The 16093-nt window shown below is 59.7% G+C and carries 16 protein-coding genes; 10 read left to right on the top strand and 6 right to left on the bottom strand.

The window, feature by feature from the left end; translation table 11 throughout:
* Window positions 1-56 precede the first annotated feature (56 nt).
* Together M0H32_RS18060 and M0H32_RS18055 are read left to right on the top strand one after the other, a co-directional pair.
* Window positions 57-1055 (top strand): aldose epimerase family protein, encoded by a 999-nt coding sequence (locus M0H32_RS18060; RefSeq protein WP_248156467.1) that lies wholly within the window; start codon window positions 57-59, stop codon window positions 1053-1055.
* Between the two features lie 52 nt (window positions 1056-1107).
* Window positions 1108-2136: a histone deacetylase family protein gene (locus tag M0H32_RS18055; protein ID WP_248156465.1), complete on the top strand. Its 1029-nt coding sequence runs from the start codon at window positions 1108-1110 to the stop codon at window positions 2134-2136.
* Between the two features lie 3 nt (window positions 2137-2139).
* Here M0H32_RS18055 and M0H32_RS18050 read toward each other — a convergent pair whose 3' ends face one another.
* Complete coding sequence (locus M0H32_RS18050) at window positions 2140-2760, bottom strand: HAD family hydrolase (protein ID WP_248156464.1); 621 nt, start codon at window positions 2758-2760, stop codon at window positions 2140-2142.
* Window positions 2761-2810: 50 nt separating this feature from the next.
* On the opposite strand from M0H32_RS18050, the gene M0H32_RS18045 reads away from it, so the two are divergent.
* Window positions 2811-3782, top strand: coding sequence for a PhnD/SsuA/transferrin family substrate-binding protein (locus M0H32_RS18045; RefSeq protein ID WP_248156463.1), 972 nt, complete (start codon window positions 2811-2813; stop codon window positions 3780-3782).
* Window positions 3783-4044: 262 nt separating this feature from the next.
* Here M0H32_RS18045 and M0H32_RS18040 read toward each other — a convergent pair whose 3' ends face one another.
* From M0H32_RS18040 to M0H32_RS18020, 5 genes are all read right to left on the bottom strand, one after another.
* Window positions 4045-5229 (bottom strand): acetate/propionate family kinase, encoded by a 1185-nt coding sequence (locus tag M0H32_RS18040; RefSeq protein WP_248156462.1) that lies wholly within the window; start codon window positions 5227-5229, stop codon window positions 4045-4047.
* A 2-nt stretch (window positions 5230-5231) separates the two neighbouring features.
* Complete coding sequence (locus M0H32_RS18035) at window positions 5232-6644, bottom strand: bifunctional enoyl-CoA hydratase/phosphate acetyltransferase (RefSeq protein WP_248156461.1); 1413 nt, start codon at window positions 6642-6644, stop codon at window positions 5232-5234.
* A gap of 190 nt (window positions 6645-6834) precedes the next feature.
* Entirely contained in the window at window positions 6835-7359 is a 525-nt protein-coding gene (locus M0H32_RS18030; RefSeq protein ID WP_248156460.1) for a TadE/TadG family type IV pilus assembly protein, read from the bottom strand.
* 76 nt (window positions 7360-7435) lie between these two features.
* Entirely contained in the window at window positions 7436-7987 is a 552-nt protein-coding gene (locus M0H32_RS18025) for a TadE/TadG family type IV pilus assembly protein (RefSeq protein WP_248156458.1), read from the bottom strand.
* A 26-nt stretch (window positions 7988-8013) separates the two neighbouring features.
* Window positions 8014-8475 carry a pilus assembly protein N-terminal domain-containing protein gene (locus M0H32_RS18020; RefSeq protein WP_248156456.1) on the bottom strand — a complete coding sequence of 154 codons (462 nt, stop codon included), beginning with the start codon at window positions 8473-8475 and terminating at the stop codon, window positions 8014-8016.
* 525 nt (window positions 8476-9000) lie between these two features.
* Between M0H32_RS18020 and M0H32_RS18015 the strand changes: the two genes are divergently transcribed.
* The 7 genes from M0H32_RS18015 to M0H32_RS17985 all read left to right on the top strand — a co-directional run bounded on the left by M0H32_RS18015 (window position 9001) and on the right by M0H32_RS17985 (window position 16089).
* Complete coding sequence (locus M0H32_RS18015) at window positions 9001-9189, top strand: Flp family type IVb pilin (protein ID WP_248156454.1); 189 nt, start codon at window positions 9001-9003, stop codon at window positions 9187-9189.
* 146 nt (window positions 9190-9335) lie between these two features.
* The gene (locus M0H32_RS18010) at window positions 9336-9839 is read left to right on the top strand and encodes an A24 family peptidase (RefSeq protein ID WP_282449431.1); all 504 of its coding nucleotides are present in this window, start codon (window positions 9336-9338) and stop codon (window positions 9837-9839) included.
* Between the two features lie 467 nt (window positions 9840-10306).
* A complete protein-coding gene (gene cpaB, locus M0H32_RS18005) occupies window positions 10307-11074 on the top strand; it encodes a Flp pilus assembly protein CpaB (protein ID WP_248156450.1) in 768 nt (255 codons plus the stop codon).
* Window positions 11075-11112: 38 nt separating this feature from the next.
* Window positions 11113-12519 carry a type II and III secretion system protein family protein gene (locus M0H32_RS18000; protein WP_248156448.1) on the top strand — a complete coding sequence of 469 codons (1407 nt, stop codon included), beginning with the start codon at window positions 11113-11115 and terminating at the stop codon, window positions 12517-12519.
* Window positions 12520-12529: 10 nt separating this feature from the next.
* Window positions 12530-13246, top strand: a complete 717-nt coding sequence (locus M0H32_RS17995) for a CpaD family pilus assembly protein (protein ID WP_248156445.1) — start codon at window positions 12530-12532, stop codon at window positions 13244-13246.
* A gap of 8 nt (window positions 13247-13254) precedes the next feature.
* Window positions 13255-14562 (top strand): CpaE/TadZ family protein, encoded by a 1308-nt coding sequence (locus tag M0H32_RS17990; protein ID WP_248156443.1) that lies wholly within the window; start codon window positions 13255-13257, stop codon window positions 14560-14562.
* 30 nt (window positions 14563-14592) lie between these two features.
* A complete protein-coding gene (locus M0H32_RS17985) occupies window positions 14593-16089 on the top strand; it encodes a TadA family conjugal transfer-associated ATPase (RefSeq protein ID WP_248156442.1) in 1497 nt (498 codons plus the stop codon).
* The last annotated feature ends 4 nt before the right edge of the window (window positions 16090-16093 follow it).

The raw sequence follows: 16093 nt of genomic DNA, 5'->3' as shown, positions 1-16093 counted from the left end.
CCGCCATTTGGGGTTCTGTCCCGGCGCTGTCTGACCGTGCCTTAGTGGAGAAACGGATGATCAAGGAGTTTGGCGCACTGCCCGACGGTACGCTCGTTCAGGAAATCACTCTCAAAAAGGGCGCGTTGGAAGCCTCGGTCCTGACCCTCGGTGCGATCATACGCGATCTGAAGGTTGACGGCCGGTCTGTCGTTCTGGGCTTTGAGGATCTTCAGAGCTATCTGGACCATTCCCCCTATTTCGGCGCGGTCGTCGGCCGCTGCGCCAACCGGGTCGCAGGTGCAACCATGACCATTGACGGTGAGGAGCACCAGCTCCACGTCAACGAGAGAGGCCGTCATCACCTCCATGGCGGGGCCATGGGCTTCGCCGGCCGTGTCTGGCAGCTGGAGCAAAGCGACAAGGCCAGCGTGCTTTTGAAACTGGTCTCCGAGGATGGCGACATGGGGTATCCGGGCCGGGTGGAGGTATTGCTGCGCTATACCCTGACCGGAACCGGTGCCCTGCGTATGAAGATCACCGCGACCACGGACAAGGCGACGCCGGTCAACCTTACCCAGCACAGTTATTTCAATCTGGACGGCAGTCCGACCATTCTCGATCACACCCTGGAAATCGCTGCCGAAAGTTATTTGCCGGTGGATGACGACCTGATCCCCACCGGGGACATCCGCAAGGTCGAATGGACGCCTTACGACTTTCGGGACGGACGCAAATTGCGGCGCAAGGCCGGCGAGGAAAACGTCGTCTTCGACCACAATTTCTGTCTTTCCGACACGCCCCGGACCGAGGTTCAGTTTGCCGCCGCCCTGGAAGACGCGGCCGGGGACAGGCGAATGGAAGTCTGGACGACGGAACCTGGGTTGCAGCTGTTCGATGCCGGGGTCATCGATGTGCCGGTGCCCGGTCTTGAGGGAAAACGCTACGGCCCGCATGCCGGTCTTTGCCTGGAGGCGCAGCGCTGGCCCGACAGCGTCAACAGGGAAGGGTTCACAAGTGTTTTGTTACAGCCCTCAGAGACTTATAGTCACGTTACGGAATTCCGTTTTACCTGATTTCGGGTACAGTAATTCGGCTGAGTGCTAACACGGGGACCGGGGGCAGCTTGTGAAGACGGTTTTTTCAGACACCCAGCTTGCGCATGCGCCGGCTCAGGAAATCTCCGACGGCGAGTTGAAACCTGCCGTCGAAATCCCGAGCCGCGCCGAAATTGTGCTCAAGACCGTCCGCGACAGGAATGTCGGCGAGATTGTCGCGCCGGAGGATTTTCCGATCAGGCCGCTGCACCGGGTGCATTCCCCCGATTACGTGTCTTTTCTGGAAGGCTTCTGGGAGAAATGGACCGCAGCCGGCCGCTCGAAGGAGGCTTTTCCGTTTGTCTGGCCGATCCGGAGCCTGCGTCAGGACACGACCGTCAACCACATCGACGGCCTGCTCGGCCGGTATTCGATGGACGCGGGCACACCGCTCGGGGAACACACCTATCGGGCGGCCCGGGCTTCCGCCGACACCGCGCTGACAGCGGCCAAGATGATCCTGAATGGCGAAAAGGCTGTCTTCTCCCTGTGCCGCCCGCCCGGCCATCACGCCGGCTTTGATTTTTTCGGCGGCTATTGTTTCTTCAACAACGCCGCCGTTGCCGCCCAGTATCTGCGGGACTACGGTCTGCACCGGATTGCCATCCTGGATGTCGACTATCACCACGGCAACGGTACGCAAGCGCTCTTTTACGATCGCCCGGATGTCCTGTTCCTGTCGATCCACGCCGATCCGAAAGAAGAATATCCATATTTCCTGGGCTATGCGGACGAAACGGGCGAGCATGCCGGCACCGGCTTCACCCGCAATTGGCCATTGCCGCTCGGCACGGATTGGGACGGCTACACGCCGGCCCTGGAAGAAGCCTGCCGCTGGTTGCTGGTCTACAAGCCCGACGTGATGATCGTGTCGCTTGGCATGGATTGCTTCGAAAACGATCCGATCTCGAAGTTCGCGTTCAAGAGCGAGGATTACCTGCGTCTCGGTCAGCGGCTGAAGAAAGTGGGTGTTCCGACCATCTTCGTGATGGAAGGCGGTTACGCAGTCGATGCGCTCGGCACCAACTGCGTCAACGTGCTGGAAGGTTTTGAAGGCTAGCGCCTAGACCGCGAGCAGCCCCAGGGCGACGAGGTCGGCTTCCAGTTCACCGGCCTCCTTGAAATGATGCGCCGTCATGCCGAGCTCGCGGGCCATGGCCACATTCTGTGCGCTGTCGTCGATAAAGAGGCAGGCGGCCGGATCAAGGCCGTTGCGCTGAAACAGGACCTGATAGATCTGCGGCTCGGGTTTGGCCAGGCGCTCGTCGCCGGAGACGACAATGTCCAGAAAACTGGTTTTCAGAAACGGAAACCTGTCCTGGGTTTCGGCGAATTTCTCACTTGAGAAATTGGTGATGGCGTAAAGCGGCGTTCCGTTTGCCTTGAGCGCGGCAAGCAGGGCCGGGGTGCCGGGAATTTCGCCCGGGACCATATCGTGCCAGTCCTTGTAATAGGCTTCGATCAGATCGGCCTTGTCGGGATGTTGCTGCACCAGCATCGCGACCGCCTCCGGCCAGGGACGGCCGAGATCCTGTTGCAGGTTCCACTCCGCCGTACAGACGGTCTCCAGAAACACCTGCCGCTGTGCGTCATCCGGGATCAGCCGGGAATAGAGATGTTCGGGATTCCATTCGACAAGGACATTGCCTATATCGAAGACGACGGTCGTGATAGGGTTGGTCATGTTGGGGGCTGTTCGTTCCGTGAAGGGCATCCAAGGGGTGAGGCATTAATTTGCAAGTTTCATCAAAAGCTTATGTCGGTTTTGTGGCGGGTTTCAAGGTGTGGGGCGTCGCGGTCCTGTCGGCGCTGCTGATCGCGGTATGCACCGGCGCCCGGGCACAGGAGGGCGCGACAATGCCGGACAGGCTGCGCCTGGGAGTGGTCGTCGCGGCAGATGAAGGTGCGCGCGACCGCGTGGAACCCTTCCGTCTTGCCCTGGAAGAGATTGCCGACCTGCCGGTCGACCTGTTCCTGATGGAGACCCTGGCGGATGCCGCCGAGGCGCTCGCTGCGGGACGGATCGACTATGCGCGCCTGTCGCCCTCCGCCTATGCGGCCGTCCATCAGCTTTGTGCGTGTATCGAACCGCTTGTGACGGCCGGTCCAGATGACTTTCCGGCGCGTTTCTATGCCATTCTGGTGGCGAGGCGAGGTGCTGAAAAGCTGTCCCTGACGGAACTGCAGGGCAAACGCCTTGCGGTTGGCAGCAGCCATGCGGTCACCGGGTATCGTGTGCCGCTCGCCAATCTGGCCGCCGACGGCATCAACGCCCGCACCCATTTCAGCGCTCTGGTCGAGGTGAAGGATCCGGTGGAAGGGCTGCGCGCCGTTCTCGACGGGCGTGTCGATGCCGCACTCGCGTGGTCGACCCTCGCGGGCGAGGCCAAGAACGGTTACACGGCCGGTACGCTCAACGACTATTACGTCTCCGGTGGCGGTGGCTTCAAGGACCTCGAAATCGTCTGGCGTTCGCCGCCGATCCCCTATTCCGCGCACAGCCTGCGCAAGGATCTGCCGGACGAGTTGAAGCGCCGCATCCGGGCGGGGCTGATGGATTTGCGCCGGGAGGCCCCCGACGCCTATCTTGCGATCGAACCGGATCTGCCGGGTGGCTTCGAACCGGTGGTCCATGCGGACTACCGGCCGGTTCTGCGGACCTATGAAGACCAATACGCCGCGTTGCTGGACCCGACGGGACGCTAGAGCATGTCCACTCAATCTAGGTTCATTTGACCGGTGCGGTTGCGTTTGCTGACGAGGCGGGTTGCGCGCGGTGGTGTGGTTCCACCACAAGCGCAAGCCAACGTGGTCAGCGGACGCAAGAGCCCGGCCCTCCGGGTGACGCAAAGCAGTCCATCGGCAGCGTTACGCCGCTTGACCGATGCACCGCATCGCACTTCGCGACGCGCCTCGCCGAGTGAACTGCTTTTCGACATCAAATGATCCTAGATTGAGTGGACATGCTCTAGGCCGGGACAGTGTTTGCGCTGATCAGAGCCTCGGTGTGCCGGCGGATCATTTCCTCCTCGTTTGTCGGAATGACCAGCACTTTGATCCGGGACGTTTCGGCGGAAATGTCTTCCGCGTGGCCCGCATTCCGGTCCTCGTCGATGGCAAGGCCGAGCCAGCCCTGGTCCACGCAGACCTTTTCCCGGATCAAGGCGGCGTTTTCACCGATGCCACCGGTGAAAACCACTGTGTCCAATCCGCCCAGAACAGACGCCATTGCGCCAAGTTCGCGCCGGATGCGGAACACGAAATAGTCGATGGCTTCCGCCGCCCGCGGGTCGTCGCTTGTGGTCAACGCGCGCATGTCCTGGCTGATGCCGGACAGGCCCTTCAACCCGGATTCCTTGTAGAGCAGGTCCGAAACCTCGTCCGGCGACAAGCCTTTGGTGGTCAGAAGATAGAGCACGACACCCGGATCCAGCTGGCCGCAGCGGGTGCCCATGGGCAGGCCGTCAAGCGCGGTGAAGCCCATGGTGGAGCCGATACTCTGGCCATCGCGAATGGCGCACATGGAGGCGCCGTTGCCCAGATGCGCGACAATGACCCGACCTTCATAGACGTCCGGCCGGGTCTTTTTCAGATAGCTGCAGATATATTCATAAGACAGGCCGTGAAACCCGTAGCGGCGAACACCTTCGTCATAAAGGGACCGGGGCAGGGCGAATGTGTCATTCACCCAGGGGTGACTGCGGTGAAAGGCGGTGTCGAAACAGGCGGTTTGCAGGGCGCCCGGGAACGCTTCCGTCGCGGCCTCGATGCCGGCCAGATTGTGCGGCTGATGCAGGGGGGCGAGCGGTTCGAGCGCGCGCAGTTCGCCAAGCAGTTCCTGTGTGATCCGGAGCGGGGCCGCATGATTGACACCGCCATGGACGACCCGGTGCCCGACCGCGTCGACCCGGCGTCCCTTCAACTCGGTTTCCAGGACCGGCAGCAGCGCAGCGAGGGCCGTGCGGTGCGTGACGCCTTCATCGGCCGTCAGCGGGCGGTCGAGTTTGGTCTCGGAAACGAGGGAAGTCAGCTTGATATGCGGCGTCGCGCCCAGGCCCGAGATCTGCCCAGTCAGCTGTTCGCGCGTTCCGGTGTAAAGAGTGAACTTGATCGAGGAGGAGCCGGAATTGAGAACCAGGATCACCCGTTCCATGATCAGTCCTCCTCGCGGTCGAGAATGCCTGCCGGTGCGCCATTGGCTTTCCAGTGCGTATAAAGCAGCGCAAGGGCGCAGGAGGCAAGGCGCGCGCGGCCGTCATCGGCCCGGCTGGTCAGCATGACCGGTACCTTGGCGCCGATCACAAGGCCGGCGGCCTCCGCGTGGGCAATGAAGGTCAGCTCCTTGGCCAGCATGTTGCCGGACTCCAGGTTGGGCACGATCAGCACTTCGGCATGACCGGCCACCAGCGAGGTGATGCCCTTGGTGCGCGCGGCCTGGACGTCGATGGCATTGTCCATGGCGAGCGGCCCGTCGACCACCGCGCCCTTGATCTGGCCGCGTTCGGCCATTTTCGACAGGATCGCGGCATCCAGGCTTGAGGGAATGGCGGGGTTGACTGTCTCGATCGCCGACAGAATGCCGACACGCGGCATTTCCAGGCCGAGCGATCGGGCGGCGTCGATGGCGTTCTGGGTGATGTCGACCTTGGTGTTGAGGTCCGGCGAGATGTTGATCGCTGCGTCCGAAATCAGGACGGGTGTCTTGCGGCCGGGAATATCCATGACGAAGACATGGCTGATCCGGCGCTTGGTCCTGAGACCGCCGTCACGCTTGACCACATGATGAAGCAGATGGTCGGTGTGAAGATGGCCTTTCATGACCGCCTTGACCCGGCCTTCATGGACCATGGCGACCGCCCGGCCGGCGGCTTCCATTTCGTCCTCGATGTCGATCAGCTCATAGGCGCCGATATTTTCATCGAGTTCCCTGGCGGCCGCGTCGATCCGGTTCCTGGCGCCAATCAGCACAGGATTGATCAGGCCTTCGCGCGCGGCCATCAGGGCGCCTTCGAGCGAATTCGGATCGTCGGGTGCGACGACGGCCGTCGGCAGGGCCGGCAGGGTCTTGGCCAGCTCGATCATCCGGTTGAAGTGCCGGTGGCGCTGGACCAGCAGCGCGGGGATGTTGCTGGAATCGAATTCGATGGTTTCCGTCGGTGCCTTGACCTCGGCGACACCCTCGACGAGGCGGGTGCCGTCACCGCGGGTTACGCTCATGTCGAACAGGATGATGTTGTCGGGCTTCTTCTCGGTGGCGGTCACCCTGACATGCAGCTTGTCGCCAACCACGGCAGCGCCCAGAAACCGGAAGGACTGCGCCTTGTAGACCGTACCGGGGCCGGGAAGGATGTTGCCGAGCACGGCGGAGGCGAGACCGCCGACCCACATGGCAGGGGCGACCGGCTTGTCGATATGACCGTCTCCGGTCCAGTCGGTATCGGGCAGGTGGATCGGATTGTGATTGCCCGAGGCATGGGCAAAGACCAGCAGGTCGTTCGAGGAACATTCGCGGACAATCTCCGCGCTGTCGCCTATCTTGATCTGGTCATATGTCTTGTTGGTCGCCATCGATCCTGGAATCCCGTACTGAAATGAATATTGCGGCGCAGCATTATGCGAAGACTATCCTCAGAATACGACGCTAAAAATACGGCAGAGTCACTAGTCGCGGAAGTACATGAGCGGTTTGCGCGCAGATCAACCGGCCAAGCGGTTCAAATGAGACGGTCAGCACTCGGACAAAGCGGCACCTGACCACCTAGCAGTCGCTGCAGTCAACCGTGTCGGTCAGGCGCGGACGCAGGTAATAGGTGTCGCTGAGGTCCAGCGACGAGTCGCGCGAGAAATATTGCGTGAACACCCCGGCAAACAGCGGTTCGTAAGCGAGGTTGACCTGGCTGACCACAATGGAGGTTTCCGGCGCGGCGACGGTGTCGGGCAGGGTGATTGGCGGTTCGGATCCCTTAGACCAGCCTGACGCAGCTTCGCCGCTGTTGTCTAGGCTCCAGTCGATGCTCGCATCGCCGTTCTCGTCAAAGGTCACGCTGGCAATAATTATTTCCATCGTGTCCGCGGGATAGGGATCAAGGATCACCGCGCCGAGATCCATGATGGCCTCGAGTTCGCTTTTGTCGATGGTCTGCGCCTGCGCGACCAGATCGGCGACCGAGTTGGCGATCCGGGAAACTTTACGGTCGTAGTTCATTGCCCCGGTGATTTCTTCCATGCCGATCAAAAGGATCAGCAGGACCGGCAGGATCAGGGCGAACTCGACCGCCGACACGCCGCGCCTGTCCGCTTTGATGGAGCGGAGCGGACGCAACCACCGCCGAGCCAAAGCGCCGAAACCAAGCGATTTCTCAGTTCCAGGGTTCATTTCGAAACACCACAGTTGACGTCAGGTATCGTTCACTGCCGTTGTCGGCCATATCGAGGGCCAGCAAGGCGGTGATCATCGGCCATCGGTAAATGACGTTCACAACGACGATGTCGCCGGAACCGGATTCTTCGTAGTTGGAGTCTTCCTTCAGTTCGCCATCGTCGTCGTAAAGGCTTTCCGAAGGCGACTTTGCCAGATCGAAGCTGTCGATCTTTTCCACGTCGACGACAATCCGGTCCATGGAACACAGGAAATCCGGCAGGAAGCCGCAGATATCAGATTTGAAGTCTTCTTCGTCGTAGCTGGCGTTGCTGGCCTGACCTGTGCGGATCATACGCGACGCGCTGATGACCGCGTTGTCGACCATTCTGTTCACGAAATGAGACAGGCCCACCTCAATGATGCCGAACACGACAAGAAAGAATGGGATCGCAACGAAGCTGAATTCGATGGCAGTCGTGCCCCGCTGGTCCCTGCGAAAGGACCTCCGGGCTTTGAGGGTTCTGGCAACGAACGCTTTGATCAGGCGCATTCCCGGGTTACTCCATACGGACAGGCTTACTTGCCGATCGCCGCTTCTGTCGCCAGCGTGTTGCGTGCGGTTGCCTGATCGGCCACTTCCTTGAAAGCCTCGCCCGCATCGCCAAGACGCAGGGTCGGTTCGCAGGTCGGATTACAGGACATCGTGATACGCGCCGATTTTTTGTAGACGGAGACGGTGTCCTCATCGGACGGCCGCACGGTGATGATTTCGTCGACGATCGGTTTGCTCTTCGCATCCAGGATCACGAGGTTCGTGGTGCCATAGCTCTTGCCGGTGATGACGACGGTGTTTTCGTCGAACATGGCCACATCCGCGATGAACGGGTTGCCGACGATAACAGCGGAAGCGCCATCCTCGATGCGAAACACCTTGGCGCGATCGACGGTCACCATGACCGGGCCGTCTTGGGCCAGGGCGGTGCCAGCCTGAAGCGCAATCACAAGCACGCCTGTCCATTTCAGTATGTTCGTAAACATGCTTATGGGTACTCCATGTGTATTTCGTCTTGCGACAGCATGCAGCAAACGTGGTGAACGATCTGCTAACGGCGTCTCCCAAGAAGTGTAAATTGCCGCTATTTCAGGCTTGGCGTTGCTTACCAATGCTCTGTTGTATTCACACAGGCAAAACTGGCGAGCTTTTCATCTTTCGAGAAATCTACCACAACCTTATGAGTGAAAATATTGTCTTTTGACATGACTCTTAACAATTCTTGAATGGTTATTCTGAGGCTTGTGGGGAAAATTATGTATGCAAAGCCGTGGAAATCGGGTACTACTTGAAATAAGAGATTTATTTTAAAGTTTTTCGGTTGTTTTAATAAGTTTTTATCTATACCTACTGTTAACTATAGTCACATTTGTCAGGATTTTCTCTAGGTCGAATGGTAAATTTAACTGGTTGGAAAGCTCTCTGTCCTAGGGTGATCCCATGTTCGAACGGACACAAGAAGATCCGGCGAACTTTGAAGCTGTCAACTCAGTGGTACTTGGAGCAAACACATGAAATCTCTTATCAACCGTTTCGTAAAAGACGAATCCGGCGCAACTGCAATTGAATACGGCCTGATCGCTGGCCTGCTGTCCATTGTGATCATCGGCGCCCTGCAGCTGACCGGTACGTCCCTGAGCGCGATCTTCACCCGGATCCAGACTCAGCTGAGCACCGCGTCTACCGACATCGGTTCCTAATCGCAGTCGGCGGCGTCACCAGCCGCTGTTGCTGAAAAAACGGGCGGATTTTCCGCCCGTTTTTTTTTCGCGTCGCCGATTTCCGCGAAATGTTAACCTCTGGCCGTTAGGGTCGGAGCATCAATTCCCGAACAGACAGGCATGCAATGGTCCAGGCCGCTATTCTTGTTGTTTTCCCGATGCTAGTTGCCTTTGGCGGGGCATCAGACTTGCTGACCATGACGATCCAGAATCGGGTGTCCGTGCTGCTGATCGCGGGCTTCGCCCTTCTGGCGATCGCAACGGGCATGCCGCTTCAGGACTGGGGTCTGCATGCGCTTGGTTTCGCGCTTGTCTTCGTTCCCTGCTTTCTGTTCTTCGCTTTCGGTTGGATGGGCGGTGGCGACGTCAAGTTTATTGGTGCGATCGCCTTGTGGATTGGCTATTCGCAGGAACTGCTCTTGTTCGTGCTGCTGGTCGCTGTCTATGGAATGCTCCTGACCCTCGGGCTTCTTCTCATGCGTCAGAACGCTGTCGTGCCTTCCGTCCTGATCCGCCAGGAGTGGTTTGCACGCTTGCACGACACCAAGAGCGGCATTCCCTACGGCATTGCCATATCGATCGCCGGGCTGCAGGTGTATTCCTCCACGTCCTGGTTCCAGCTGATCTGATATCAACGTCTTTTTAATGGGCAGCGCCCTCTTGCGGTCAGTCCGCGGGCTGCCACAACCGACTCTTCCCAGAAGCCGACCGTCCTTCAGGCGCCTCGGCGTGAGGGGATTCGGGGCGGCCCGCCCGAACGCGCCATTGTCGTTTGCCGACTAAATACCCAAGTTCCTGAAAAAGGGGTACAACGGCGGACAGCAGGCCCGCATTCTGAAACCTCTTCCTTCCGCGACGGTTCTGTTTCCGCGTCGGTTTATGGCTATAACTTCCGCGGCGGGTCACGAAAATCCTGGCAATTACCCCATGGTTTTCCGTCCCGTTCTACGCAGAATGCGAATTCTTAAGAAAGCCTTCAGTAAAGTTAATGGATATTAACTGAAAACATCTACATCTGATTAACCATGTTTTGACCAATTGCCCCTCATCCTAGGTGTCGGAGCGCATGTGCGCATAGGAATATTGGGTATTTGTCATGAAGTTCGCACGAATTTTCGTACTGGCAATCGCAGTGGCCGCGGGACTGGTCGCCTTCAGAATGGTGATGATGTCCGGTGGCACACCTGAACAGGTGGTCGTCCAGGATCGGGAAGTTGAACAGCCAAAGTCTCAGGTTTTGGTCGCGAAGAACGACATCCAGCTTGGTGGCAAAGTGTCCAAGGATGATCTGTCCTGGACCAACTGGCCCAAGGACGCCATTCCCCTTGGATCGGTGACCAAAGAGCTCAACTCCGAAGCTCACAAGGAATTTGAAGGCCGAATCGCCCGCGCGCCGATTTTTGCCGGCGAACCCATTCGCCCCGAACGGCTGATCAACACCGACAAGGGTTTCATGGCAGCGATCCTGCCAAAGGGCAAGCGCGCCATTGCGGTCAGTGTCGAGGCGGAAACGAGCGCGGGCGGGTTCATTCTGCCGGGCGACAAGGTCGACCTCATCCTGACACGAAAATCCGATGCGGGCGCCCGCAGCGAAACGATCCTGGAAAACATCCGGGTCCTGGCGATCGACACCACCACTGCCGGGGAACAGAAAGAAAAGAACTTGCCGACGAAGCGCACGGCCACGCTGGAACTGACCCTTGGCCAGTCCGAAATCGTGGCGCAGTCACAGCAGATCGGAACCATCTCGCTGGCGCTGCGCAGCGCGCAGGATTCCGCGGATGATGCTGTCGAGGAAGACAACCGCAGACGCGGCGTCAGCTACGTCAAATACGGCGTGACCAGCCAGGCAGGTGGGCAATGAGCTTGGATGACACAAGAACGTCCAGCGTGAGGGACGCAATGAAACACTACTTTCGAAAGATTGCGGCCGCGGCCTTGATGTCTGGTGCGCTGATCGGCTTGGCGGCGCCCGCTGCAATGGCCGACGACAACTTCCCGAGCCAGGTGCATGTGGCTGCCGGAGAACGGGCAATCGGCCGGATTCTGAATGTGGGTGTCGGCCGGTCCGTCGTGATCAATCTCGCCGAGGACACCGCCGATGTGCTGGTGTCCAACCCGGAAATTGCGGACGCGGTCCTACGCACGCCTCGCAGGATCTTCGTGATCGGCAACACCGCCGGCCAGGCCCGTCTGGTGCTGTTCAGCCGCAGCGGTCGCGAACTGGCAAGTTTTGACCTTCGCGTCGAAAAAGACACGTCCGATCTGACCCGGATCATTCAAAAGCTCATTCCGGGAACCCGGATCCATGCCGAATCGGTGAATGGCAGCGTCGTCCTGAGCGGCAGCGCCAAAAGCACGCTGGAAGCCCAGCAGGCAGCCGACATTGCCGCCAAGTTCCAGGGGGCGAAGGCCGGGAGCGAAATTGTCAACCTGGTCGCCGTTGAGGGCAAGGATCAGGTCCACCTCAAGGTGACCGTTGCAGAAGTCGAGCGGTCGATCATCAAGCAGCTCGGGGTCCAGTTTTCCGGCACGGTGGGGACAGGTAATTTCACACCGTTCTTTCAAAACCTGCCGAATTTCTCGGTGAACCCGAGCATCGTCAATCAGGCGGTCGGCGGTGTGCAGTTTGCACGCGGGGCGACAAGCATCACAGCCCAGATAGACGCGTTGCAGCGGGATGGTGTTATCAAGACCCTCGCGGAGCCGACGCTCACGGCGATTTCAGGCGAAAACGCAAGCTTCCTGGCGGGCGGTGAATTTCCGATCCCAGTTGCGCAGAAAGACAATGAAGTCAGCGTCGAATTCAAGAAATTCGGTGTCGGCCTCGACTTCACGCCGGTGGTCCTGTCGGGCGGGCGGATCAGCCTGAGGGTCAAGACCGAGGTCAGCGAGCTCAGTAACGAAGGTGCCGTGACTTTCTCCAACATCACTATCTCGGCCCTTAAGGTACGGCGCGCCGAATCGACCATGGAGTTGCCGTCCGGTGGAACGCTGGTCATGGCGGGCCTGCTCAAGGAACGCTACCAGCAGGCCGTGGACGGTGTTCCAGGCCTGATGCAGGTGCCGATCCTCGGCAGCCTGTTCAAGAGCCGCGACTTCCTGCGCCAGCAGTCCGAACTGGTGGTGTTCGTGACCCCATACGTGGTCCAGCCCGTCGCGGTGAGCAAGCTGCAGCGGCCGGACAAGAACCTGATGCCACCCTCGGACGCCGAGGCAATTTTCCTGAACCGTCTGAACAAGATCTTCAGCCCCACAGGGGGTATCGAAGGCACGTATCACGGCCAGGTCGGTTTCATCTACAAGTGAGGATGGACGGATGAATAGGAACAAAAAGGTCCTGATGGCAACCGCTTCCAGAACCGCACTTGTCATTGTTGGCTGCCTGGCGGTGCTGGGGTGCCAGAATCAGGGCCAGACGCCGACCTCGCTGCTGGCATCCAATGACTACCGGCTGCGGCATCCGATAGTGGTTACCGAAGCGCCGGAAACACTGGATCTGCCGATTGGCAGAAGTACGCGCAGCCTGAGCGGCCCGATCGTCGGCACCATCTCCTCCTTCGGGGTCGATTCCCGGCAACACGGCAACGGCTCCGTGGAAATTCTGGTACCGTCGGGCGGCGCCAACGAGGCCGCGGTTCACTCCGTAACCCCGCAGATCCGCAAGGCGCTGCAGCGGGGCGGGGTGTCCGGGTCACGCATCAGCACCCGCACCTATTCGGTGACGGACGCTTCGGCCGACGCACCTATCAGGCTGTCCTATGCGCGCATGCAGGCAACGGCGGGTGAATGCGGAGCGTGGCCGTCGAATATCGGTGGCGGTTTCGGCGAGAATTTCGACTACGAAAATCTCGGTTGTGCCACACAGGCGAACCTGGCGACCATGGTCGCCAATCCTTCCGATCTGTTGACGCCACGCGCTTCGACGCCGGCGGATCAGAACCGCCGGGCGGTTGTGATTGAGAATTACAGGAAGGGCGAAGTGACGGCATCCGATTACACCGAAGGTGTCGGTGCCGAGATCGCGGAAGACTAGGTGATACTATGAGTGCCAACCCAGACCTGAAAAACCTGTCCGGTTACATGGACCCCATCTCCGATCCTTCGCAACACGCCTATGCCGGCAGCGACGAGGGCATCCATATCGGACCCATTCCGCGCATCACCATCCATGGCTTTTGCCTGACGGACGCGACCATGCGGACGGCAGAGGCCGCCATGGAAGATCGCCGGATGGCCAAGGCCCATCTGAAGCTCGATATGGGTGGCATCCCAGGTGCCATCGAAACTTTCGAGCAGGCGCCGACGCCGAACCTGATTGTGGTCGAGACCTCCGGAAACCGGGAAGACCTGGTTTCAAGCCTCGACCATCTTGCCGAGTATTGCGATGCCGGCACGAAGGTGATCGTCATCGGCGATGTCAACGACGTCACGCTCTACCGGGATCTGATTTCGCGCGGTGTTAGTGAATATCTGATCACGCCGGTCAGCGTGTTTCAGCTGATCGGTGCGATCGGCAATCTTTATGCCGATCCGGATGCTGAACCGCTCGGCCGGACTATCGCTTTTTTCGGCGTGAAGGGCGGCTGCGGTGCTTCGACCATCGCACATAATGGCGCCTGGGCGCTGGCACGCTGCTTTGAGAGTGAAGTTGTCGTCTCGGACCTCGACCTTCCCTTCGGAACAGCCGGTCTGGACTACAATCAGGACCCATTGCAAGGGGTGTTCGAAGCGATTTCGGCGCCCGAACGACTGGATGAGACCTATCTCGACCGGATCCTGTCCAAATGCAACGAACATCTCAGCCTTCTGGCCGCGCCGGCTACGCTGGAGCGCACCTACGACCAGAGCGAAAAAGACTTCGAAGCCCTGATCGAAACCATGCGTGCGTCGGTGCCGCATGTGGTGCTGGACATGCCGCATGTTTGGAACAGCTGGGTGAAACAGACATTGCTGTCTGCAGACGAAATCGTCCTGGTGGCGGAACCGGACCTGGCCAACCTGCGCAATGCGAAAAACACCGTCGACATGCTCAAGCAGTTACGCCCGAATGACCGGCCGCCGCATCTGATCATGAACAAGGTGAACGTGCCCAAGCGGCCGGAAATCAAGCCAGACGAATTTGCCAGTGCCCTCGGACTGACGGTGCAGGCGGCGATCCCGTTCGAACCGCAGCTGTTCGGCACGGCCGCCAACAACGGCCAGATGATCGGGGAAATCGACAACAAACATGTCATTGGACGCATGTTTGAGGATCTCGCGCAGTCGGTGTCCGGCAAGTCGCAGCCAAGCAAGACATCCCGGGCAGGGCTCGGAGGCTTGTTGTCGAAATTTAAGCGAAAGGCCGGCTGACCGGTCTGATAGCGGAGCAGATAGTTCGTTATGTTTGGAAGACGTGGCAGTTCATCCTCGGGTCCACAGACCATCCGTCCGGGCGGCGTTCCCGGGCTGCAGGACAAGCCTGCTCCGGCGGAGCCGGCCGAACGGGTTGAGCAGCCTGCGCCGCAGAAGATCCAGACGGAGCCCGCCCAGCCGAAAACGACCGCACCGCCGCTGCCCGCCGCGCCGGAGCCGAGTGCCTCAACGCCGCGCAAGAAGGGCAGCGATTATTACGAGACCAAAGCGCAAATCTTCAATGCTCTGGTCGAGGCAATCGATCTGTCGCAGCTTGCACGCCTGGATGCGGAAGATGCGCGCGACGAGATCCGCGACGTCGTCAATGACATCATCGCTCTGAAAAACGTGGTGATGTCTATTTCCGAGCAGGAGGACCTGCTCGAAGACATCTGTAACGACGTGCTTGGTTACGGCCCGCTGGAACCGCTGCTGGCCCGCGACGACATCGCCGATATCATGGTCAACGGCGCGCACACGGTCTATATCGAAACTGCGGGCAAGGTTCAGCAAACCGGCGTGAATTTCCGCGACAATGCCCAGCTGATGAACATCTGTCAGCGGATTGTGAGCCAGGTTGGCCGCCGCGTCGACGACTCCAGCCCGATCTGCGATGCGCGTTTGCCCGACGGATCCCGCGTCAACGTGATCGCGCCGCCGCTGGCGATCGACGGTCCGGCACTGACCATTCGTAAATTCAAGCGCGACAAGCTGACCCTCGACCAGCTGACGAAATTCGGCTCGATCACGCCGGAAGGCGCGACGATCCTGCAGATCATCGGCCGGTCACGCTGTAACGTTCTGATCTCGGGCGGTACCGGTTCGGGCAAAACGACCTTGCTCAACTGTTTGACCGCTTATATCGAAAGCACAGAACGCATCATCACCTGCGAAGACAGTGCCGAGCTGCAGCTGCAGCAGCCTCACGTGGTGCGGCTGGAGACGCGTCCGCCCAACCTGGAAGGCGAGGGTGAGATCACCATGCGCGACCTGGTGAAGAACTGTCTGCGTATGCGCCCGGAACGGATTATCGTCGGCGAGGTGCGCGGCCCGGAGGCTTTCGACCTTCTCCAGGCCATGAACACCGGTCACGACGGTTCCATGGGCACGTTGCACGCCAACTCGCCGCGCGAAGCCCTGTCCCGTCTTGAATCAATGATCACCATGGGCGGTTTCTCGCTGCCCTCCCGCACGCTGCGAGAAATGATCGTGTCGTCCATCGATGTGGTCGTTCAGGCTGCCCGCCTGCGCGACGGTTCCCGCCGCATCACCCATGTCACCGAGGTGATGGGGATGGAGGGAGACATCATCACGACGCAGGATATCTTCATCTATGACATGATCGGCGAGGATCCGAACGGCAACATCATCGGCCGGCACCGCTCGACCGGTATCGGTCGTCCGAAATTCTGGGATCGCGCCCGTTACTTCGGCGAAGAATCGCGCCTGGCAGCCGCGCTGGATGCCTCCGAAATGCCCGAATAGGAGC

The organism is Roseibium sediminicola, assembly GCF_023156505.1.
Lineage (GTDB): Bacteria > Pseudomonadota > Alphaproteobacteria > Rhizobiales > Stappiaceae > Roseibium > Roseibium sediminicola.
This window is presented reverse-complemented; position numbering and strand designations above follow the sequence as displayed.